The sequence below is a fragment of the Alishewanella longhuensis genome (genome assembly GCF_014653435.1).
GTDB classification, from domain to species: domain Bacteria; phylum Pseudomonadota; class Gammaproteobacteria; order Enterobacterales; family Alteromonadaceae; genus Alishewanella; species Alishewanella longhuensis.
In genome coordinates, this window is the sequence record NZ_BNAO01000002.1 from 601013 (window position 1) to 623716 (window position 22704).

Genomic DNA, 22704 nt, shown 5'->3' on the forward strand with positions numbered 1-22704 from the left:
GTTAAGGTGGCGATATCTTGCAGCATGGCTTTACGACGATCGCCGAAGCCTGGGGCTTTCACTGCAGAGATCTTCACGATACCGCGCATATTGTTCACAACCAAAGTAGCTAAGGCTTCGCCTTCTACATCTTCAGCAATAATTAATAACGGCTTGCCTGATTTCGCTACGCCTTCTAATACCGGTAATAACTCACGGATATTAGAGATTTTCTTATCTACAGTCAGGATGAATGGGTTATCCAGTTCCACCTGGCCCGCTTCCTGGTTGTTGATGAAATAGGGCGATAAGTAGCCACGGTCAAATTGCATACCTTCAACCACGTCTAGCTCGTTGTTCAGGCCCTGGCCTTCTTCAACAGTAATTACGCCTTCTTTGCCAACCTTGTCCATGGCATTGGCAATGATTTGGCCAATTTCATCGTCAGAGTTAGCAGAAATAGTGCCTACCTGGGCAATGGCTTTACTATCAGCACAAGGCTGAGATAAGGTTTTCAGCTCGGCTACCGCAGCGATAACGGCTTTGTCGATACCGCGCTTCAGGTCCATTGGGTTCATACCAGCAGCAACGGCTTTCACACCTTCGTTGATGATGTTTTGTGCTAATACCGTAGCCGTAGTAGTACCGTCACCCGCTTCATCATTCGCTTTAGAGGCCACTTCTTTGACCATCTGTGCGCCCATATTCTCGAACTTATCTTCCAGTTCGATTTCTTTCGCTACAGACACACCATCTTTGGTGATGACAGGTGAACCGAATGATTTGTCTAAAATTACATTGCGGCCTTTTGGACCTAAGGTAACGCGCACAGCGTTAGCCAGAATATTTACGCCTTTCAGCATCTTGTTGCGAGCTTCGTCGCCAAAACGTACGTCTTTTGCAGCCATTTTATAAATCCTTAAATACGGTTAATGATTACTCAGAAAAAGGGAGGTATTAATCCAGAATGACACCTAAGATATTATCTTCTTTGGTGATCACATATTCCTGACCATCAATTTTTTCAGTGCGCTCTACATAGGCACCAAATAGCACCTTGTCGCCTACTTTCACTTCCAGTGGCTTAACGTCACCGTTATCTAAGATACGACCATTGCCAACCGCAACGACTTCGCCACGAGTAGATTTCTCAGCAGAAGCACCAGTTAAGACGATGCCACCGGCTGACTTGCTCTCAGCGTCAGTACGTTTGATGATGACACGATCATGTAATGGACGAATATTCATGCTCTATCTCCTAAAGCTTATTTATGTTTTAACATGGTTGTTAAATTGCGTGCTCCCTATATGGGGCAAGCCGAAAAAAATTCCAAGGGCTGAATTTAAAAATTCTGCATTTTTTCTTAGGTACTTTGCCGTACAATTGCCATATGAAACTACAAGATTGGGCCGCAATATGAGCCAGTACTTACTAATACTCTGTAACTGCCCGGATGAAGACAGCGCCAGCAAAATCACGGAGATATTGCTATCACGCCAACTGGTAGCTTGTGTCAATCAATCAGCACCCATGAAATCGAGCTACCGCTGGCAAGGTAAGATAGAACAAAGTATCGAGTTACAATTGCAACTTAAAGCACCAGAGCGGAACTTTAACGCAATTGAGCAAGCCATAAGCGCCATTCACCCGTATGCTGTACCCGAGATTATTGCCCTGCCGCTGGTAAAACTAAACCCAGCCTATGGTAACTGGATAGATGAGGTAACTTTACGTGATTAGATCTTTGCTGTTTTTATTTTTTATTTTTCTATCTTCGCTAGCGCCGTTGGCAGCACAGCAAAGCCCAACTAATACAGCCAATAATAATGCAGTGTTAAATAGCTTGTTAAGCGGTCAACCGCAGTTTCTGCCGGTAGACCAAGCCTTTGCCTTAGATTATCGGCAGCAGGATAACGAACTGTTACTCAATTGGACCATTGCCGATGGGTATTATATGTACCGAGATAAGTTCAAGCTCGGTGGCATTGCTGTAAATTTTTCACATCCAACTTATCCTGCCACTATCACCATTGAAGATGAGTTTTTTGGCAAATCAGAGGTTTACTTTCATCAATTACAGTTAAAAATCCCTTTATCAGATATTGATGAAGATGCCGTTTTCCGTGTGCAATTTATGGGTTGTGCCGAAGCAGGTCTTTGCTATCCACCGGAAACGATTGAAATTCCACTTAGTTCGCCAACCATAAGCAGTGGCGAATCACTGACCACTGCTAATAACGCACCTGTCTCCAGTCAGTTTGGTTTATTAGAGCGCTTATCACAAGGATCAGTACTAGCGAGTTTAGGCGTGTTTTTCTTACTGGGTTTAGGTTTAGCTTTCACCCCTTGCGTCTTCCCGATGTATCCGATTTTAAGCAGTATTATCGTCGGTCAGGGCCAGCAACTCTCTACTCGCCGTGCCTTTGGCCTGTCTATGTCTTATGTGCAAGGCATGGCTGTCGCGTATTCGTTGTTGGGTTTAATCGTTGCCAGCTTGGGCGTTAAGTTTCAAGCTGCCATGCAGCACCCTGCAGTGCTGATTGTCGCCATCATTATTTTTGTGGTGCTTGCCCTGGCCATGTTTGGTGTGTTTAATTTGCAACTCCCCGCCCGCTGGCAAGAAAAAGTAGCCGGTATTAGTAATAAGCAACATGGGGGCTCACTGAAAGGCGCTTTTACTATGGGCGCACTTTCTGGCTTTATTGCTTCCCCTTGCACTACTGCACCTTTATCTGCCGCTCTGCTCTATGTAGCACAAAGCGGCGATTTACTTTTAGGGGCAATAACCTTATATGTGTTAAGTCTGGGCATGGGCTTACCGCTGCTGTTACTGGGTACCTCTGGTGGTAAATTGCTGCCAAAAGCCGGCAATTGGATGAACGCCATTAAAACGATTTTTGGCTTTTTATTGTTAGCGGTGCCGTTAATTTTACTTGATCGCTTTTTACCCTTTGCGGTGATTCTAACCCTGGGCACCCTGCTCACACTGTCGCTGGTGTTTTACTTATACCGTTTACTATTTAGTTTAAGTAGTGCTAATGCCAAAGCCAGCGTTGCTGTAATAGCCCAGTTGTTGCTGCTTGCTGCTTTTTGGCTAAACCTAAACTATTGGCAACCCACAGCACCCGCTCAAGTTGGTAGCGCTACGCAACAGTCCGACGAACAAGTAAACGCCTTAGGCTTTATTGAAATAAAAACCGCCGAAGAGCTAGCGGAACAATTAGCCAAAGCCAAGGCTGCCAATCAGTACACGCTAGTCGATTTATATGCCGAATGGTGTGTGGCCTGTAAAGAGTTTGAGCAGTTAACCTTTCCGCGGCCAGAAGTTACCGCCCTGACCTCGCAAATGCGCCTGATTAAAATCGACGTGACTAAAATGACACGCAGTGATGCGGCGCTGCTTGATAGCTATCAGGTGTTGGGTTTACCAACCTTGCTATTTTTTGCACCAGATGGCACAGAGCTAACCCAAAGCAGAGTCACCGGCTTTATGAATGCCAGTGCCTTTGCCAATCATCTCGAAGCGTTACTCCCCTAGCTCACTTTACCTGTAACACAGCCGTTGTCTAAAACGGCTGTGTTACAGGCATTAAGGCAGATTATCTATTTTTAATTGCCTATTTGGCACTTTTTCAATAGCACCTAGTCATATCCCCTACTATTGGCTGGCCAAGCCCCCTTATCTGTTCCATCTAGATGGCCATTGGCTGATTAGACCAGTATTTTGCTGCCATTTGCTGCGATTTCACTATAATAAGGCACGCATCTGCCGGCTAGCAGAGAAAAAAACGTAAGTAAGGTGCTAAACACCTGTTTTTTGCTGCAAGCCCTTATATGATAGACGCAGTTAACAAACTGCCACGGGATTAGAAACAAATGGCTGCATCTTTACGGATATTACTGCTAAATGGCCCCAATCTTAATATGTTGGGTATTCGCGAGCCAGCAACTTACGGCGCCGCCACCTTGCAGCATATTGTTGATGCCTTACAACAGCAGGCAACAGCCGCAGGGGTAACCTTGCAGACATTGCAATCTAATGCCGAACATGTGCTGATTGACGCTATTCAGCAAAGCTATCAGCAGCAAGACTTTATTATCATCAATCCGGGGGCTTTTACCCATACCAGCGTTGCCCTGCGCGATGCCTTGCTGTCGGTAGCGATACCCTTTATTGAAGTGCACTTATCCAATATACATGCGCGGGAGTCTTTCCGGCACCACTCTTATTTATCCGATATTGCTAAAGGCGTGATATGTGGCCTGGGCGCTAAAGGCTACCATTTTGCTTTAGATGCAGCGGTATCGTATTTACAAACACACAACCAAAACTAACCAAATCAGGCGACAGACATGGATATTAGAAAAATTAAAAAATTAATTGAATTGCTGGAAGAGTCAGGCATTTCTGAATTAGAAATCACCGAGGGCGAGGAATCAGTTCGTATCAGTCGCCATGCACCTGTGCAGCACTATGCACCGCAGCCTATGCATTATGCCCCTGCGCCAACTCAGGCTCCAGCTGCCGCGCCAGCGCAAGCTCCAGCAGCACCGGCCGCTGCGCCGGTAGTCTCTGGTCATACTGTAAAATCGCCGATGGTCGGCTCTTTCTATCGCGCCGCCTCACCAACATCAAAGAATTTTGTAGAAGTTGGCCAAAGCGTGAAAGTTGGCGACACCCTGTGTATCGTAGAAGCCATGAAAATGATGAACCAAATCCAGTCTGACAAGGCCGGTGTGGTTAAAGAAATTCTGGTTGAAAATGGCGAGCCGGTTGAATTTGACCAGCCACTTTTTATTATTGAATAACGCAAAAGGCTGACTGATGCTAGAAAAAGTTCTGATAGCCAACCGCGGCGAAATTGCCCTGCGCATATTACGCGCGTGCAAGGAGCTGGGGATCAAAACGGTAGCAGTGCACTCCACTGTGGATCGTAATTTAAAGCATGTGCTGCTGGCAGATGAAACCATTTGTATTGGTCCGGCGCCGTCACCACAAAGCTACCTTAATATTCCAGCGCTCATCGCTGCTGCTGAAGTCACCAATGCTCAAGCCATCCATCCTGGCTACGGCTTTCTGGCTGAGCGCGCTGACTTTGCCCAGCAAGTAGAAGAGAGTGGTTTAGTTTTTATCGGTCCACATCCGGATTCTATCCGCCTGATGGGTGACAAAGTCTCCGCCATTGAAGCCATGAAAAAAGCCGGTGTACCTTGTGTGCCAGGCTCTGATGGTGCAGTCGGTGATGATGCTGCTACGAATATGAAGATAGCTAAACGTATCGGCTACCCGATTATCGTTAAAGCCGCCGGTGGTGGTGGTGGTCGTGGTATGCGTGTGGTGCGCTCTGAAGAAGAGCTGGTAAGCTCTATCGAAATGACCAAAGCTGAAGCTAAAGCCGCTTTTGGTAATGATATGGTGTACATGGAAAAATTCCTGGAAAACCCACGTCATATCGAAATTCAAGTGTTGGCCGATGGCCAGGGCAATGCCATCCACCTAGGTGAACGTGATTGCTCGATGCAACGTCGCCACCAGAAAGTGGTAGAAGAAGCCCCAGCACCGGGTATTACCCCTGAGCTACGCGCCTTTATCGGTGGCCGCTGTGTTGATGCCTGTAAAGTGATGAACTACCGCGGTGCCGGGACCTTTGAGTTCTTATTTGAAAATGGCGAGTTTTTCTTTATCGAGATGAACACTCGTATTCAGGTAGAGCACCCGGTTACTGAAATGATCACCGGTGTCGATCTGATTAAAGAGCAGCTACGTGTCGCTTCTGGCATGCCGCTAACCATTAAGCAAGAAGATATTGTTATTCGCGGTCATGCCGTAGAATGCCGTATTAATGCCGAAGATCCGGTTAGCTTTATCCCTTCACCAGGCAAGATCACCCGCTTCCATCCACCAGGTGGTAATGGTATTCGTTGGGACTCGCATATTTATGCCGACTACACGGTACCGCCAAACTACGATTCGATGGTCGGTAAACTGATTACTTACGGTGAAACCCGCGACATTGCCATTGCCCGAATGCGTAATGCTTTAGATGAGTTATTGGTCGATGGTATTAAAACCAATATCCCATTGCACAAAGACATTATGCGCGATGTGGGGTTCTGTAAAGGCGGTACCAATATCCATTATCTGGAAAAGAAACTGGGTATTAAATAATAACTGTAGCCTTTAAAAGTACACAAAAAGGACCAATTGGGTCCTTTTTTATTTCGCTCAATGGCAGCAGAGCGCTATAATACGCCCCCATTATTGCCAAGCCGAGATTTGCCATGCCCTGGATCCAATTGCGTGTCACCACTACCGAGAAAAAAGCTGAACAGGTCAGTGATATGCTGATGAGCTGGGGAGCACAGGCGGTCACCTTTCTGGATGCCAAAGACACGCCAATCTATGAGCCAATGCCAGGTGAAATCCTTTACTGGGAAAATACCGTGGTGATGGGCTTGTTTGATGCTGAGCATCCGATGCAAAAGGTCATTAAGCAGTTAGAAGCTGCAGCCCTGTTTAAAGACGGCCTCACCTATAAGTTGGAGCAGCTGGAAGATAAAGACTGGGAACGCGAGTGGATGGATAACTTTCATCCGATTAAATTTGGCGAAAGGCTTTGGGTTTGCCCCAGCTGGCGCGATATTCCCGATCCTACAGCCGTTAACGTGCTTTTAGATCCAGGCCTAGCCTTTGGCACCGGTACCCATCCTACTACTGCGCTTTGTATGCAGTGGCTAGATGCCCATATTAAGCCAGAACAAACCGTGGTCGATTTCGGCTGTGGCTCGGGCATCTTGGGTATTGCGGCGCTCAAACTCGGTGCCAGTCGTGTGGTAGGTATTGATATTGATCCCCAAGCCATTATGGCTTCAAAAGCCAACGCCGAACGTAATAACGTGGCCGGACAAATTGAACTCTACTTACCAAAAGACCAACCCAGCTTACAAGCCGATGTAGTAGTCGCCAATATTTTAGCTGGGCCTTTAGCGGAGCTCTCTAGCATCATTAGCGCTTACGTTAAGCCCGGTGGCCTATTAGCCCTTTCCGGTATCTTGCAAAGTCAGGCACAAAGTGTGATTGCTGCTTATGCCGCAGAATTTACTTTTGACCCTATTGCCGAGCAAGAAGAATGGGTGCGGTTAAGTGCCAGAAAAAATACCTGATTCAGGTATAATTCATCACGTTTCGGTAAGCTCTCGCTGGTGATAAAAACAACAGCACTACAATTATCTTTTTATGACAGCCTGTATTAACGCGGTTGTTGCTGACAGAAAATGCGTCTTTTCAGCCTTTTAGGGAATGTCAATCCCCGAAAGGGCAAAAAAAAGCAAATTTTGTTTAAATAATAGCCTTTGCTTTAGTGGCAAAAATCCGTAAACTTAGCGCCCCTTAAGGGTAGACCCTCGGATTCAGTGGTGCGCATAGGTCCATATCAGTTAACGAACAAGGTAATTTGTGCTCCGATGGCTGGAGTAACCGATCACACTTTTCGGGAGCTTTGCCGGCGTTTTGGGGCAGCTTTAGCTGTGTCTGAAATGCTGTCGAGCAATCCGCTGGTCTGGCAAAGCGAAAAATCGCAAAATCGGATGGGGCATCGCCAGGAGTCAGGTATCCGCTCAGTACAAATTGCTGGCAGCGATCCGGAACAAATGGCCGCAGCAGCCCAATACAACGTTGAGATTGGTGCCGATATTATCGACATCAATATGGGATGCCCAGCAAAGAAGGTGAATAAAAAATTAGCAGGTTCGGCGTTATTACAATATCCGGAACTGGTTGAGCAAATTATTCAGGCGGTGGTTAAGGCAGTGTCTGTGCCCGTGACCTTAAAAATCCGCACCGGCTGGGACCCAGAACACCGTAATGGCGTGCAAATTGCGCGCCTTGCTGAGGACAATGGCATTCAGGCTCTAGCTGTACATGGTCGTACTAAAGCCTGTATGTATAAAGGAGAAGCCGAGTACGACACCATCGCAGCTATCAAGCAGCAGGTTACGATACCGGTCATTGCCAATGGTGATATTACTTCACCGGAAAAAGCGCAATTCGTGCTCGACTACACCGGTGCCGACGCCATTATGATTGGCAGAGCGGCACAGGGTCGGCCATGGATTTTCCGGGAGGTAGCGCACTATCTGGCAACAGGGGAGAAACTGGCCGCACCTGCCATAGCAGAAGTGCAGCAGATTATGCTGGAGCATGTTCAGGGCCTGCATCAGCTATATGGATCTTACGCTGGTGCCCGTATCGCCCGCAAACACGTGGGCTGGTACCTGGCAGAACATGATGCAGCAGGACTATTTCGCAGTGAATTCAATGGTATCGAGCAAGCCCAACAGCAGCTTGATGCATTAAATGACTATTTTCATAAACTAGCAGCAACCTAACGTAAAAGAGAAAAGCAATGTTTAATTCGAACGTTACTTCGCCATTTATTACTAACGCCCATGTTCAGACTCAAGAGAAGCCACAGGCTTTATCAAACGCCGTACAAAAAGCCGTTGCTAACTACCTGCAACAGTTAAATGGCCAGGATGTGAACGATCTGTACGAACTGGTATTATCAGAATTAGAGCGGCCGTTACTGGAAGAAGTTATGAAGTATACCCGCGGTAATCAAACCCGCGCTGCCAACCTGATGGGCATCAACCGCGGTACGCTGCGTAAGAAATTAAAGCAATACGGCATGTCGTAATGCCCCGCAGGGTTCGGCCCTGCAACAAAGCACCTTCGGGTGCTTTTTTATTGACCTTTTCTTTTAGTGACAACGAGATAAACCTGATGAGCACACTTCGTCCTGTTCGCCGCGCCCTGCTAAGCGTATCTGATAAAACTGGTATTGTTGAATTCGCCCAGGCGCTAAGCGCCATGCAAGTGGAGATTTTATCCACCGGCGGCACGGCCAAATTGCTGGCCGAACAAGGTATTAAGGTAATTGAAGTATCAGACTACACCGGACACCCAGAAATTATGGATGGCCGGGTAAAAACCCTGCACCCCAAAATTCATGGTGGTATTTTAGCCCGTCGTGGCACCGATGAAGCGGTAATGGCTGCCAATAGTATTGGCCCAATCGATCTGGTGGTGGTCAACCTTTATCCTTTTGCCAATACCGTAGCTAAAGCCGGCTGCACGCTGGCAGATGCGGTAGAAAATATCGATATCGGCGGCCCGACTATGGTTCGCGCGGCAGCAAAAAATCATCAGGATGTGACCATTATTGTTAATGCCAGCGACTACGCTAAAGTGCTGGCTGAGTTGCAGGCCAATAATGGCGCCACTACGCATGCTACACGTTTTAGCTTAGCCATTAGCGCCTTTGAACACACTGCGCAGTACGATGGTATGATTGCCAACTACTTTGGCACTACGCTGTCAGCTTACGGCCAGGAAAGCGAGCCAGCCACAAAATTCCCACGCACCTTTAATAGCCAGTTTGTGAAAAAACAAGATTTACGCTATGGCGAGAACAGCCATCAGCAAGCGGCTTTTTATGTGGATGCGAACGCCAGCGAAGCCTCAGTCGCCACTGCAACTCAGCTACAAGGTAAAGCGCTGTCGTATAACAATATCGCCGATACCGACGCGGCGCTAGAGTGTGTGAAAGAATTCGCCGAGCCAGCCTGTGTTATCGTTAAACATGCGAATCCGTGTGGCGTAGCCATTGGCGAAAATATTTTAGCCGCCTATAACCGTGCTTATAGCACCGATCCTACTTCAGCCTTTGGCGGTATTATTGCCTTTAACCGCGAGCTGGACGAAGCGACGGCGCAAGAAATCGTTAGTCGGCAGTTTGTGGAGGTGATTATCGCCCCTCGCGCCACAGAGGCCGCTGTCGCGATTGTTGGCACTAAACCAAATGTGCGCTTACTGGTCTGCGGTGACTTTACTGTCGCTGCCGCAGCACTGGACATTAAACAAGTGAATGGCGGTATCTTGCTGCAAGATCGCGATCAAGCCCAGATCAGTGCGGCTGATTTAAAAGTGGTCACCAAGCGCCAGCCAACTGAGCAAGAGCTAAAAGATTTACTGTTCTGCTGGAAAGTGGCGAAGTTTGTTAAATCCAATGCCATTGTGTATGTAAAAGATAGCATGACCATTGGTGTCGGTGCTGGCCAAATGAGCCGTGTTTATAGCGCGAAAATTGCCGGTATTAAAGCCGCCGATGAGAACCTGGAAGTTAAAGGCTCAGTCATGGCCTCTGATGCGTTCTTCCCGTTCCGTGATGGCATTGATGCCGCTGCCGCTGCTGGGATTACTGCGGTAATTCAGCCAGGTGGTTCAATGCGCGATGCTGAAGTGATTGCTGCTGCCGATGAGCATGGTATGGCGATGGTGTTTACTGGTGTACGGCACTTCCGTCACTAATTAACCTTATTACGTTAAGCTAAATAAGTAGGCCGCCTTATCAGCGGCCTTTTTTATGGCATAAATTTAACCGGCACCGACCATTGTAAAGTCCAACGTCCCTGTTCTGTTGATAGATCAGCATCTGGTTCACATTGTTGCAAACTTGGCTGAGCCACCGCAAGCTGCAAACAGGTTATCGAGGCTTTGCGCACTTTGAGTACTGGTAGATCAGTGCCCAGCAAATGACTAATCAGCCGCGATAAATCCGGCTCGTGACCAATTAACAGGCTTTGTGCTGGTAACTGCGCTAGCAGCGCTTGCAAAGCCACTGCTGACTGCGCAACAGGCGTATCCAACGCTAGCCAATCCACTTCTTCAGCGGGCGCTAACAACGCCTGCTCACAGACGATAGCGGCCGTTTGGATAGCGCGTGGATAAGGACTGCTGAATACCCGCTGCGGATTAACACCCTGTTTTAGAATAAAATTACCAACACGCATAGCTTGTTGGCGCCCTTTATCCACTAAACAGCGATCTACATCTAGCTGACCGGGCCGAATCACTTCTGCCGTAGCATGGCGTAGAAAATACAATGTTGTCATACTTCATCCTGAAAATATTATACTTGGAACTTCTTCGTTTCATTATTCAGCGTCACAGCCAGTTTCTCCAGCGATTGGGCCGTATCAACCACAGCCACGCCCTGACGATTCTGTTGTTCCGTCATATCTTTTAGCATTTGCGTACTTTTTGCCACTTCATGACTGGCGGTATTTTGCTGCTCAATCGACGTTCGCATGGTTTGTGCTGATTCCGACACCAGCCTAGCTTGATCAAGAATGACCGTAAGTAATTGCTTACTGGTCACTGCATTATCTTTAGTCAGGCTTAATTGTTTAACACTGTGCGATACCACTTCGACCGAATCAGTACTGTAGCTGAGTAAACGTTCAATGATCTGTTTAATCTCTCCGGTCGATTTTTGGGTGCGCGAGGCCAAGGTACGCACCTCATCCGCCACCACCGCAAAGCCCCGCCCCAATTCACCAGCACGCGCTGCTTCAATGGCCGCATTTAATGCCAATAAGTTGGTCTGCTCGGCAATAGCTTGAATCACATCCAATACCTGCCGAATATCCTTAGTAGCAACAGCCATATTTTCTACTTTTTCCGAAGTGACAGTTAATTGTGTTGATAATTGCTCTACCGACGTTAAAGTGGCGCCCACCGCTTGCTGCCCAGATACCGCTGCCTGTTCGGTCTCATCTGCATAATGCGCCACTTGTTTGGCAATTTGATGAAGGGACGCCAAATTACTCGACATTTCTTCTGTTGCAGCCGCTATTAACTCCACTTCCTGTAATTTCTTCGACATGGCACCAGACAAGCCCTGACCTTGACTGACCAGAGATTCAGATTGCCTCGTTAATTCTGCTGCTGAGTGGTTAAGCGTTTTAATAGTTTTTTGTAATGAATCCAGTACCTGATTAAAGTTATTGATCACTTTGGATTTTAAAGAGAGGGCTCGTCCAGTTAAAACTATTTCTCCCTGTTTAGTCAGCAGCGAATCGGTCGCGTCAAAGAGTGCCTGCCCGACCTTCGCTTCACGCAAGGCATAGCGACACATAATTACCAGCACAACTGCTTCGACTACTACATAGAGCGCATGTAACATCACAACAGAAAATGTATTAGCCTCTTCGGGCAGCAAATAAACGCCAGCATCTTGCTGTTGCAACCACATAAAAAGTAAATGATGAACCGCGATCACTGCCGCAGCAACTAAAATAACCCAGACATCACGAAAGGCAAATAAAATAGCTAACAGCACAAAGATACCAAAGTGAATTTCGGTTAAACCCTGAGCCTGATGGATATGGAGTGCCGCAAAAAGCATAAAACTCACGCCATAGCTGCAGCGAGCTAGCAAATGATCATCCAGCAACTTGTAAAGAACCAGAGGCACCAGCAAACTTGGCAAGCCAATTAAAAATGCCACTAACCAGCTATCGAATAATGCCGCCAATACTAGCGAAACCAAAAACAAAAACACATTTACACCGAACGCTATTGAAAAAGCCTGTTGGCGAAAACGCAGTTGCACAAAGGACATAGGTACTCCGGATATGGAAAATTGGGTAACGTAAAAATCGCTTTCGTTAAAACTAGCTGAACTTTTTAGTTTTGTGAGAGAACATAAATACTTTATAGCACTAAAATTGGCGCCATGTTGTGCTCAAGAATAAGTGTTGGATTTTTTTGTTTTACGAGCAAAACCCGGATATGGTTTTAAAATAACGATAAGATTAGATTAGAAGATACCAGCAAGCGAGCGCAATAAGCCCTGATGTAACGGCGCCTCCGCTTCTTGCCAGCTTAAATTCGCTTTGTTGGCAAAGCCAACCAACTTCACCTGATATTTGCGCCTGTCGGTGCTATTTTGCCACATCAACTCTAATTGACCGCTATCACCCTGCAACAGGACATGCTCGCTTTGTTCCTGTACCAGCGAATCGCTCTCTGGTGCTAGCCGCTCGGCAACCTGTAAATCTGCTAACAAAGTATAATATTTGTCTTTGACTATTTGATTGCCAACGTATTCAGCTCCGGCTATTACCGCCACTACCGCTAACGCTTTGACAATATCACGGCCGCTAACGTCCGAGCCGACCGCCGTATCCGCATAGATCACCGCTGGCATAGTACTGCGCTGCCGCCCAACCACAGGTTTAGGCTCTGGTGGCGCCATGCCTGGGTGTAATAAGGCGGCAATTTCCTGCTCGCTCATGCCATACTCTTCGCGCAATACCTCGGCAGGATGACGGTTTAATACCGTACGAATATTTACCTGCAGCCAATATTGCGCGCTGCCAGGGGAATTTACCAACTGGTAACCGCGTTCAGTAAGTAACGCGGCCACATCCTGCATCAAAGGCTGCTGATACTCAGCAGCTGTTTGACGAATATCAAGAAAGACCGTACGTTGTTCCGGTTCAACGGGATCTAAATAGATGGTCTGGCTCATCCGCGTTTGCACATCGAGCTTACCTTTACTAATAGAGGTATGCATGGCACTGCAGCCGTTAAGTAACAGCGTTACCATGAAGATAGCCAGCAAACGCATCTTAGAAAAGTCCTGCCAAAGCGCGTGCTACGCCTTCAGTTAAAGTTGGCGCCGCGTCTTCCCATTTCAAATTGGCTTGATTAGCGGAGCTGACAACCCGGGTTTGATATTTCCGCATATTAGTTTGTTGTTGAAACGTCGAGCGGGTGCTGCCGCTGTCGCCTTGTAATAAGGTATGTTCAGAGCGCTCCTGCACTTTACCGTCAAAGCGCTCCATAATCTGAATATCGGTAATCACGCTGTAATACACATCCTGCACCATAGCATCCACAATAGTCCCTACGGCAGCGCCCGCTACTGCGGCGCCTGCAGTGCCTGATACCGAGCCACCAGTAGAACGATGGATCACCGCACCGGTTACTGCGCCACCTACCGCGCCTGGACCAGCGGCTAAAGCCCCCTGCGACTCACGTGCATTACTGCGACCAACTTGTAAGATATTCGCTTGCAACCAATAGTGCGCCCGCGATGGGCTATCAATCACCTGATAGCCACGACCACGCAAACTGGTAATCACCTGCTCCCGAATCATAAATTCTGGCTTGTCTGAGGTGTTACGAATATCCACAAAAATGGTCCGCTGCTCAGGCTCTACCGGCTCTAAGAAGATGGAAGAACTCATTTTGGTTTGTACATCTAAATTGCGTTTTGCTACTGATGTATGTAAAGCACCGCAAGCAGTTAGACTCAGCAAGGCGGCAGCAAATAGCACCTTAGTTAACGTTTTCATATTAGGTCTCAATTCAAAAGTCAGTATATAAGGTTATTCTCAGCTATTAAGCTGAATTATATCTGAACAACGGCCTCTGTTAGCGGGTTATTTGTACAAAAAATTACCTGAACGCCGCTCTACGATGAACCAGACCGAAAAACACCCTGCAAAGCTTTACTTTTTTCAGCCAGCCGGTACAATACGCGCCGCTCTTTTGATTGTTATTTATACCAAAGTATATACAGCTCTTTACAAAATAAGGTAATCGCTATGCATCCGATGTTAAACATCGCCATCCGTGCTGCCCGTAGTGCGGGTAACGTTATTGCGCGGGCTTGTGGCCAGCTAGACATGGTTCAAAAAATGCCAAAAGGCACTAATGATTTTGTGACTAATGTCGACCGTGAAGCTGAACAGGCTATCGTTGCGGTGTTAAAAAAATCTTTCCCAACTCATGGCATTGTCGGTGAAGAACATGGCGATTACGGTAACAGCGACAGTGAGTTTCAATGGATTATCGATCCATTAGACGGCACTACCAACTTTATTAAAGGCATCCCACACTTTGCGGTATCTATCGCTTTAAAGCACCAAGGTAAATTAGACCAGGCAGTGATCTTTGATCCGCTACGTGGCGAACTTTTTACTGCCTCGCGTGGTCGTGGCGCCCAGTTAAATGGTACCCGTATCCGTGTAACTAATTTACCTGATATGCAGGGCGCTATTTTAGCTACCGGCTTTCCGTTTAAAGCTAAACATCATTTAGATAGTTACAGCAAAATTTTTAATGCGTTTTTTGCAGACTGCGCTGACATGCGCCGCACTGGTTCAGCTGCACTGGATTTAGCCTATGTTGCCGCAGGCCGTTTTGATGGCTTTTGGGAAATTGGTTTAAAACCATGGGATATCGCAGCTGGCGAATTAATAGTTCGTGAAGCAGGTGGCATGATTTGCGATTTCGCCGGCGGCAATAATCATATGAAGAGTGGCAACGTGGTAGCGGCCAGCCCGAAAGTGTTGCAAGCCATGGTAAAAGGCATGCGCCCACATTTGTCTGAATCGCTGACAAAATAATATAAAACTGATCCTTTATTAAGGATGCCTTAAAAGTCATCATCAAGTCCGGCGCAAAGCCGGATTTTTTTTAGGTGTTATCAGCCTAGGCTGCCATGCTAGCATAGGCCATTCTATATCGGGTTAGGAGTTAACAAAGGTTATGCAGGAGCAATTGGAGATTATCAATACCTGGTCTGCTGAGAACGGCCAGCTAGCCATGTGGCTTGGTTTAGCGATCTTACTGACCTTATCATGGTGTGCCAATTTTCTGGTAAAACACATTCTGTTACGGGGTGTTTTTCACCTGCTTAATCTTGAAAAGCAGCAATGCGAGCAACGCGGTTTAGACTTGCGCTTTGTCGCCCGCTTGGCCAATGTAGTGCCGGCACTGGTTATTTCCACTCTCATTCATAAGGTACCGCAATTACCGTCTTTAATTGTCCAGGTTACCATTAATGTTACTAATGCTTTTGTCGTCCTCACTATCGCCATTGCCCTTAGCAATCTTCTCAATCTTATTAATAGCCTGTATTCACGCCGCCCGGATGCCCGTAATAAACCTATCAAGGGGTATATTCAGTTACTGACTATTGTGATTTATGCCGTGGCAGTGATTTTAATGATCGCTGCGCTATTTGATCGCTCACCGCTTATTTTACTCTCTGGCTTAGGGGCCATGGCAGCAGTGTTAATGCTGATTTTTCAGGACACCATTTTATCACTGGTCGCCAGTGTGCAGATCTCCTCTAATGATGTTATTCGGGTGGGTGATTGGGTTGAAATGCCGCAGCTTAATGCCGATGGCGATGTGATTGATATCGCCCTGCATACCGTAAAGGTACAAAATTGGGATAGAACTATTACTACTATCCCAACCCGCCGCTTTATGACCGACCCCTTTAAAAACTGGCGCGGTATGCAAGAATCCGGTGGCCGCCGTATTAAACGCAGTTTAATGTTAGATCAGCAAAGCATTAGCTTTGTAAGTAAAGAGCAGATTAAAGCGCTAAGCCGTTTTAAACTATTGCAACAGTACCTGCAAGAGAAACAGGCCGAAATTGATAGCTGGAATGCGCAACTGGCAGAACAAGGCAAAGAACCGGTTAATACCCGGCGCATTACCAATATCGGCACCTTTCGCGCCTATGTACTGCACTATCTTAAGAATCATGCCGGTGTCCATCAGCAGATGATTACCATGGTAAGGCAACTCTCGCCAACCGCTGACGGTTTACCACTCGAGATATACTGCTTTACTAATACCACGGCCTGGGTGGTCTATGAAGGGATCCAATCGGATATCTTTGATCATTTGTATGCTATTTTGCCAGAGTTTGGCTTGCGGGTGTATCAGCACCCAAGTGGCTTGGATTTACGCGAGCTAAAGCTAACTGCGCTGCCACAACAACAAGATTAACCAGGCAGGACGGCGGCGCGAAGTAGCCGCTGTCCGCTTCGAGCTTTACTCGTCTGCTATTCAGGCTTAACCAGCGGCAAATTGCGCTCACACCACTCGCGATAACCACCCGCTAAGCTGAGTACCTGTTGATAACCCATTTGTTGTAAAGTTTGTGCAGACAGCGCTGAACGAAAACCGCCACCACAATACAGCACAATTTTTTGCTTTTTATCCGCAACCGTTTGTTCGATATCACGCTCAATAATGCCTTTACCTAAATGCATGGCCTCGGGCAAATGCCCATTTTGCCATTCATGATCTTCACGGATATCTAACAGCACATAGGGCTCATTATGCTGTAAGAGCTCATCAATGCTAATTTCTTTAATCTGGCTTTTCGCCGCATTAACCAAGGCAATAAAACCCGCTGCATGTTGTTTGCTCATTCTTATTCCCATAAAAAAATGCCAGTCATTGACTGGCATTTTTAGCACACTTTAGTGCAAATTACAGTAGCGGCTCCGTGCCTTCGCCTTCTTTCTCTGGCGGAGGGGGTGGCAACATATCTTCGCGATTCAGGCCAAGCTGTACCGCAATACCACTGGCCACAAACACTGAAGAGTAAGTACCAATAGCAATACCAAATAACAATGCGGTGGCAAAGTTATGGATTAAGGCTCCACCCATATAGAACAGCACGACTAACACGATAATGGTGGTTAATGAGGTTACCACAGTACGGTTCAACGTCGCCGTTACTGCATCGTTGACAGTCTCTTCAGGTGTCGCATCCCGTAACTTACGAAAACTTTCCCGAATGCGGTCAAATACCACTATGGTATCGTTAATCGAGTAACCAATTAACGCCAGAATAGCCGCTAGTACAGTAAGATCAAACTCCAGTTGCAGTAACGAGAACAAGCCTAAGGTGATGATCACATCGTGCCCTAATGCCAGCACCGCCCCTACAGATAAACGCCACTCAAAGCGCATGCCAACGTAAAGCAGGATACCAATAAGTGCTGCCAACATGGCAAGGCCGCCCTGCTCTTTTAGCTCATCGCCTACTGAAGGGCCGACAAACTCGATACGACGCATTTCTACCGGCGTTGCCGAGGTTTGCGATATCGCCGCCAGAATTTCATTAGAAATACGGCTTTGCTCAACCCCTTCGCGCGGTGAAATACGAATAGCGACATCTTGGCTTGAACCAAAGTACTGCACTACCGCATCCGGGTAACCACGTTCGGCTAACACAGCGCGCACCTGAGTGAGGTCTGCATTTTCGGTAAAGCCCACTTCAATAACAGTACCGCCAGTAAAGTCTAGGCCCCAGTTAATGCCTTTGGTAAACAGCAAACCAAAAGAGCCTAAGACCAACAATGCCGATAGCATTAACGCAGGCCATTTAAAGCGCATAAAATTTATTGCATCAGTAAAACGGAATATTCTCACTTTCGGCTCCTTACATCGGTAGCGACTGTACGCGACGGCCGCCCCAGAACAAGTTAACCAGTAAGCGGGTACCCACTACTGACGTGAAAATCGAGGTTAAAATACCAATGGCTAAGGTAATAGCAAAACCTTTAACCGGACCTGTACCAATCCCAAACAGAATTAACGCCACTAATAACGTTGTAATATTCGAGTCGGCGATGGTGGCAAAAGCCCGATCATAACCCTGATGGATAGCTTGCTGCACAGAGCGGCCTTCGGCTAATTCTTCGCGGATCCGCTCGAATATTAAGACGTTGGCGTCAACCGCCATACCAACGGTTAACACTATACCAGCCATCCCCGGCAAGGTTAAGGTGGCACCTGGGATCATCGACATAATACCGATAATCAGGATGAGGTTAGCCACTAGCGCGCAATTGGCAATCAGACCAAATACCCGATAGTAAATCAGCATAAAGACCAGTACGACAACCATACCCCACATAATCGCCGTCATACCCAGATCAATGTTTTCCTGACCTAAGCTTGGGCCTATAGTCCGCTCTTCAATGATTTGTGTTGGCGCAATTAAGGCTCCAGCACGCAGTAACAAGGCTAGGTTTTGCGCCTCAGCCGGATTACCAATACCGGTAATACGGAAACTTCGACCTAAGCGTGCCTGAATAGTAGCTGCGTTAATCACTTCTTCCTGCTTTACCAGCACCGGTGTGCCATCGGCTTGTAGCTCCTCACCTGGCTTGTACTCAATAAAGACCGTGGCCATGCGCCGACCAATAGAATCACGGGTAGCCACAGACAGTAAGTTACCGCCTTGCGCATCCAATGAGATATTTACTTGCGGCTGGCTATATTCGTCATAGCTAGAGCTGGCGTTGGTAATATGCTCACCGGTTAACATGACCCGGTTTTCCAGCAAATAAGGCTGGCCATTACGATCAGTATAAAGCGAAGAGCCTGGCGGTAAACGGCCATTTAACGCCGCAGCAAGATCACCTTGTTCATCCACCAAGCGAAACTCCAGCGTTGCAGTTGCCCCCAGAATTTCTTTGGCTTGCGCTGGGTCTTGTACACCTGGCAATTGTACGATAATGCGGTCTGCGCCCTGACGTTGTACCAGAGGCTCTGCTACACCAATTTCATTAACCCGATTACGGATGATAGTGATGTTTTGTTCTAGCGCGTATTCACGGATTTCCCGGATGCGGTTCTCGCTTAAACTCACATTTAAACTAAACTCGGCGGCACCGTCCGTAAATACATACTCACGATCTAAACGGCTCAAGGCGGCACGTGCAGCAGCGACATCTTCGGCTGAACGCAGCAGAATTTGTACCTGGCCGCCTTCAACATCTGCCGACACCGAACGATAGCGAACCCGCGCTTCGCGTAAATCAGCACGAAAAGCTTGGGTCAAATCGTTAATGTTTTTGTCTAAGGCTGCTTTCATATCCACAGCCATTAAAAAGTGCACACCACCGCGCAGATCCAAACCCAATTTCATCGGGCTGGCACCAATAGCAGCTAACCATGCTGGTGTTGTGGGCACTAAGTTTAAAGCAGTAACATAGTTCACATTGCCTAATAACTCAGTAGCCACTTGTCGGCCGCGCAATTGCTCTTCAGCAGATTGAAAGCGCACCAATACCTGGCCATTTTCCAAGGTAACAGCTTTCGGTGTAAGACCCGAAGCGACCAGGCGCTCCTCCAATTGCTGACGGGTCGTTTCCGACACGGCACCACCACGGGTGGCGTTGATGTTTAGTGCCGGATCTTCCGGGTATAAATTAGGCAAAGCATAAACTAATGCCAACAGCAGTACCCCAGCAACCAGCAGGTACCGCCAAAGCGGATTTTGGTTTAACACAACAACATCCTTTCTTTAAAAACGCCGCTTATAACGACTTTAAGGTACCCTTAGGCAGTACCGCACTTACCGCAGACTTCTGCACAGTCACTTCAGTGCTGTCGTTTAAGGCCACTACAATAAAGTCTTTGTCTTCAGCAATTTTGCTGATCCGACCCACGATGCCGCCCTGAGTTAAGACTTCATCACCCTTACCCAAAGCAGACATTAAATTACGGTGCTCTTTAACGCGTTTTGCTTGTGGCCGGTAGATTAAAAAATAAAAAATCAAACCAAACGCCAGCAACATAATAATTAAATCCCAACCACCACCCTGCGGTGCAGCAGCAGTATCGGCATAGGCTTGGCTAATAAATAAACTCATGAAAATCCCCTTAATTGTCTTAGTAAGTTATTCTGTTGTTATCGCAGCATCCAGTGCAGGCACCGGTAAACCACGTTTTGCATAAAAGGTTGCTACAAAGGCGTCCAAGTTACCAGCGCCGATAGCATCACGCAATCCCTGCATCAGTTTCTGATAATGATGCAGATTATGAATGGTATTAAGGCGCGCGCCAAGAATTTCATTGCAGCGGTCTAAGTGATGTAAATAGGCTCTGGAATAATTTTTACAAGTGTAGCAATCACATTCTTTATCCAAAGGCGAGATATCGTCTTTATGTTTGGCATTGCGAATTTTCACGACACCGTCTGACACAAACAAATGGCCATTGCGGGCATTGCGGGTTGGCATTACACAATCGAACATATCGACACCACGGCGCACCGCTTCGACTAAATCTTCTGGCTTGCCCACTCCCATCAAGTAGCGCGGCTTATGCGCCGGCATTTTGCCAGTAGTATGGTTAAGAATATTAATCATATCGGCTTTGGGCTCACCCACCGATAAACCGCCAATGGCGTAACCATCAAAACCGATATCTTCTAAGCCTTGCAGCGAAATATCGCGTAAATGCGGATACATACCGCCCTGAATAATACCAAACAAGGCTGACGGATTATCGCCATGCGCCTCTTTCGAGCGTTTCGCCCAGCGTAACGACAGCTCCATGGATTTACGTGCTTGCGGCTCTGTGGCTGGATAAGGCGTACATTCGTCAAAGATCATCACAATATCTGAGCCCAGATCGCGCTGCACTTCCATTGAACGCTCTGGGGTTAACATAATTTTCTCGCCATTCAGCGGCGAGCGAAACTTAACACCTTCTTCCGTGATTTTGCGCAGCTCACCCAAACTAAACACCTGAAAACCACCGGAGTCGGTTAAAATAGGTTTATGCCAGTGCATAAAATCGTGCAGATCGCCGTGCTTACGGATAATCTCGGTGCCCGGGCGTAACATTAAATGAAAGGTATTCCCCAAACAAATCTGGGCACCGGTCGCTTCAAGCTCTTCCGGCGTCATGCCTTTCACGGTGCCATAAGTACCCACAGGCATAAAAGCGGGGGTATCCACCACACCGCGTTCAAATATTAAACGGCCACGGCGGGCTTTACCGTCGGTGGCAAGTAATTCAAATTTCACACTAAACCTCTTCTGGCCAGAAAAACAGTCTGGCTCGTATGGACGAAAGTGGCTGACGTTTATCCGTCGTCAGCCTACTGGCCGGGTATTATATCAGTAATACCGCTTAGGCTTAACTATTCGTCAATCAACTGATAAACATGGCATCGCCATAAGAATAAAAACGATAGCGCTCGGCAATTGCCGTAGCATAGGCCTGCATTACATGCTCTTTGGCACTAAAAGCCGAGACCAACATAATTAAGGTGGACTCTGGTAAATGGAAGTTGGTAATCAAGGCATCGATAACTTGAAACTGATAACCTGGGTAGATAAATATTTGTGTATCGCCGCTGTAGGGTTTTAACACGCCGCCATGTTGCTGCGCCGCAGATTCCAGTGAACGTACCGAGGTTGTCCCTACGGCAACCACTTTATTACCCCGTGCTTTACAGGCAGCAATGGCATCCACTACGGCTTGTTCTACCTCGATATATTCAGCATGCATTTTATGCTCTAGCACCGAATCGACGCGCACCGGCTGAAAGGTACCCGCTCCAACATGCAAGGTCACAAAGCCAAATTCGATGCCTTTAGCTTTTAACTGATCCAATAACGGCTGGTCAAAGTGCAACCCTGCGGTGGGTGCAGCAACAGCACCGGGTTTTTCGTTATACACGGTTTGATAGCGGGCTTTATCTTCCTCGGTATCCGGGCGAGCGATATAAGGCGGCAGTGGCATATGCCCCAAGCGCTCCAACATAGCCAGTACTGGTTCGTCACCTAATAATTCCAATTCAAATAAGGTATCGTGCCGTTGCTGCATAATCACTCTGGCAGAGTTTTCCAGCAGTAATTCGGTACCTGGCTTGGGCGCTTTGCTAGCGCGGATATGGGCTAAAAAGCGCTGCCCCTGTAACAGCCGCTCGACTAACACCTCGACTTTGCCACCGGAGCTTTTTTCCCCAAACAAACGAGCAGGGATAACGCGGGTATTATTAAACACCAGTAAATCGCCTGGGTTTAATAACTGCAGAATATCTTTAAAGATGTGATGCTGTAAGTCGCCACTCTGGCGATCCATCACTAACAGCCGGCTGGCAGAACGCTCTGCCTGCGGCTCACTGGCAACTAGCTGCTCAGGCAGCTCAAAACTAAATTCTTTTACTAACATGGCGTTTCTCAATAGTGTCTCTGGCTTTACCGGCCAAATCCGGCGGCGCTATTCTAGCAAATTGTTAGGACTTGCCCTAGAG

23 protein-coding genes are annotated in these 22704 nt (G+C 47.4%); 11 read left to right on the plus strand and 12 right to left on the minus strand.

Translation table 11 applies throughout. The features are described from left to right. Both groEL and IE163_RS06840 read right to left on the minus strand, forming a co-directional pair. On the minus strand, positions 1 to 887 hold an 887-nt coding region (groEL, locus tag IE163_RS17765; protein WP_229833460.1), incomplete at its 3' end, for a chaperonin GroEL. A gap of 49 nt (positions 888 to 936) precedes the next feature. Next, positions 937 to 1227 carry a co-chaperone GroES gene (locus tag IE163_RS06840; RefSeq protein WP_189431542.1) on the minus strand — a complete coding sequence of 97 codons (291 nt, stop codon included), beginning with the start codon at positions 1225 to 1227 and terminating at the stop codon, positions 937 to 939. Positions 1228 to 1396: 169 nt separating this feature from the next. Between IE163_RS06840 and cutA the strand changes: the two genes are divergently transcribed. From cutA to purH, 9 genes are all read left to right on the plus strand, one after another. Beyond that, positions 1397 to 1720, plus strand: coding sequence for a divalent-cation tolerance protein CutA (gene cutA, locus IE163_RS06845; RefSeq protein WP_189431544.1), 324 nt, complete (start codon positions 1397 to 1399; stop codon positions 1718 to 1720). Further along, the gene (locus IE163_RS06850) at positions 1716 to 3518 is read left to right on the plus strand and encodes a protein-disulfide reductase DsbD (protein ID WP_229833472.1); all 1803 of its coding nucleotides are present in this window, start codon (positions 1716 to 1718) and stop codon (positions 3516 to 3518) included. The genes cutA and IE163_RS06850 overlap by 5 nt, the downstream gene beginning before the upstream one ends. A 338-nt stretch (positions 3519 to 3856) precedes the next feature. Continuing rightward, on the plus strand, positions 3857 to 4315 hold the full coding sequence (gene aroQ, locus IE163_RS06855) for a type II 3-dehydroquinate dehydratase (protein WP_189431546.1): 459 nt from the start codon (positions 3857 to 3859) through the stop codon (positions 4313 to 4315). A gap of 18 nt (positions 4316 to 4333) precedes the next feature. Then, a complete protein-coding gene (accB, locus tag IE163_RS06860) occupies positions 4334 to 4789 on the plus strand; it encodes an acetyl-CoA carboxylase biotin carboxyl carrier protein (protein ID WP_189431548.1) in 456 nt (151 codons plus the stop codon). A gap of 16 nt (positions 4790 to 4805) precedes the next feature. Beyond that, a complete protein-coding gene (gene accC, locus IE163_RS06865) occupies positions 4806 to 6149 on the plus strand; it encodes an acetyl-CoA carboxylase biotin carboxylase subunit (RefSeq protein ID WP_189431550.1) in 1344 nt (447 codons plus the stop codon). A gap of 113 nt (positions 6150 to 6262) precedes the next feature. Beyond that, complete coding sequence (gene prmA / locus IE163_RS06870; RefSeq protein WP_189431552.1) at positions 6263 to 7144, plus strand: 50S ribosomal protein L11 methyltransferase; 882 nt, start codon at positions 6263 to 6265, stop codon at positions 7142 to 7144. Between the two features lie 252 nt (positions 7145 to 7396). Continuing rightward, entirely contained in the window at positions 7397 to 8368 is a 972-nt protein-coding gene (gene dusB / locus IE163_RS06875; RefSeq protein WP_189431554.1) for a tRNA dihydrouridine synthase DusB, read from the plus strand. A 17-nt stretch (positions 8369 to 8385) separates the two neighbouring features. Further along, positions 8386 to 8676 (plus strand): DNA-binding transcriptional regulator Fis, encoded by a 291-nt coding sequence (fis, locus tag IE163_RS06880; protein WP_019676480.1) that lies wholly within the window; start codon positions 8386 to 8388, stop codon positions 8674 to 8676. Positions 8677 to 8762: 86 nt separating this feature from the next. Further along, positions 8763 to 10349 carry a bifunctional phosphoribosylaminoimidazolecarboxamide formyltransferase/IMP cyclohydrolase gene (gene purH, locus IE163_RS06885; RefSeq protein ID WP_189431555.1) on the plus strand — a complete coding sequence of 529 codons (1587 nt, stop codon included), beginning with the start codon at positions 8763 to 8765 and terminating at the stop codon, positions 10347 to 10349. Between the two features lie 53 nt (positions 10350 to 10402). Here the strand turns inward: purH and IE163_RS06890 are convergent, their stop codons facing one another. The 4 genes from IE163_RS06890 to IE163_RS06905 all read right to left on the minus strand — a co-directional run bounded on the left by IE163_RS06890 (position 10403) and on the right by IE163_RS06905 (position 14185). Then, positions 10403 to 10933 carry a SixA phosphatase family protein gene (locus IE163_RS06890; protein WP_189431557.1) on the minus strand — a complete coding sequence of 177 codons (531 nt, stop codon included), beginning with the start codon at positions 10931 to 10933 and terminating at the stop codon, positions 10403 to 10405. Between the two features lie 17 nt (positions 10934 to 10950). Then, positions 10951 to 12444 (minus strand): methyl-accepting chemotaxis protein, encoded by a 1494-nt coding sequence (locus IE163_RS06895; RefSeq protein ID WP_189431559.1) that lies wholly within the window; start codon positions 12442 to 12444, stop codon positions 10951 to 10953. 198 nt (positions 12445 to 12642) lie between these two features. Further along, the gene (gene traT, locus IE163_RS06900) at positions 12643 to 13455 is read right to left on the minus strand and encodes a complement resistance protein TraT (RefSeq protein ID WP_189431561.1); all 813 of its coding nucleotides are present in this window, start codon (positions 13453 to 13455) and stop codon (positions 12643 to 12645) included. Between the two features lies 1 nt (position 13456). Continuing rightward, on the minus strand, positions 13457 to 14185 hold the full coding sequence (locus IE163_RS06905; RefSeq protein ID WP_189431563.1) for a complement resistance protein TraT: 729 nt from the start codon (positions 14183 to 14185) through the stop codon (positions 13457 to 13459). A 252-nt stretch (positions 14186 to 14437) separates the two neighbouring features. Here IE163_RS06905 and suhB point away from each other — a divergent pair, with 252 nt between their 5' ends. Together suhB and IE163_RS06915 are read left to right on the plus strand one after the other, a co-directional pair. Further along, a complete protein-coding gene (suhB, locus tag IE163_RS06910) occupies positions 14438 to 15241 on the plus strand; it encodes an inositol-1-monophosphatase (protein ID WP_189431565.1) in 804 nt (267 codons plus the stop codon). 142 nt (positions 15242 to 15383) lie between these two features. Continuing rightward, the gene (locus tag IE163_RS06915) at positions 15384 to 16640 is read left to right on the plus strand and encodes a mechanosensitive ion channel family protein (protein ID WP_189431567.1); all 1257 of its coding nucleotides are present in this window, start codon (positions 15384 to 15386) and stop codon (positions 16638 to 16640) included. A gap of 56 nt (positions 16641 to 16696) precedes the next feature. Here the strand turns inward: IE163_RS06915 and IE163_RS06920 are convergent, their stop codons facing one another. The 6 genes from IE163_RS06920 to queA all read right to left on the minus strand — a co-directional run bounded on the left by IE163_RS06920 (position 16697) and on the right by queA (position 22622). Further along, positions 16697 to 17068 (minus strand): rhodanese-like domain-containing protein, encoded by a 372-nt coding sequence (locus IE163_RS06920; RefSeq protein WP_189431569.1) that lies wholly within the window; start codon positions 17066 to 17068, stop codon positions 16697 to 16699. Positions 17069 to 17129: 61 nt separating this feature from the next. Beyond that, positions 17130 to 18077: a protein translocase subunit SecF gene (gene secF, locus IE163_RS06925; protein ID WP_189431571.1), complete on the minus strand. Its 948-nt coding sequence runs from the start codon at positions 18075 to 18077 to the stop codon at positions 17130 to 17132. A gap of 10 nt (positions 18078 to 18087) precedes the next feature. Further along, entirely contained in the window at positions 18088 to 19944 is a 1857-nt protein-coding gene (secD, locus tag IE163_RS06930; protein WP_189431573.1) for a protein translocase subunit SecD, read from the minus strand. 28 nt (positions 19945 to 19972) lie between these two features. Then, a complete protein-coding gene (gene yajC / locus IE163_RS06935; protein ID WP_189431575.1) occupies positions 19973 to 20308 on the minus strand; it encodes a preprotein translocase subunit YajC in 336 nt (111 codons plus the stop codon). Between the two features lie 27 nt (positions 20309 to 20335). Beyond that, entirely contained in the window at positions 20336 to 21469 is a 1134-nt protein-coding gene (tgt, locus tag IE163_RS06940; RefSeq protein WP_189431577.1) for a tRNA guanosine(34) transglycosylase Tgt, read from the minus strand. A gap of 127 nt (positions 21470 to 21596) precedes the next feature. After that, the gene (gene queA / locus IE163_RS06945; RefSeq protein ID WP_189431579.1) at positions 21597 to 22622 is read right to left on the minus strand and encodes a tRNA preQ1(34) S-adenosylmethionine ribosyltransferase-isomerase QueA; all 1026 of its coding nucleotides are present in this window, start codon (positions 22620 to 22622) and stop codon (positions 21597 to 21599) included. Positions 22623 to 22704: the final 82 nt, after the last annotated feature.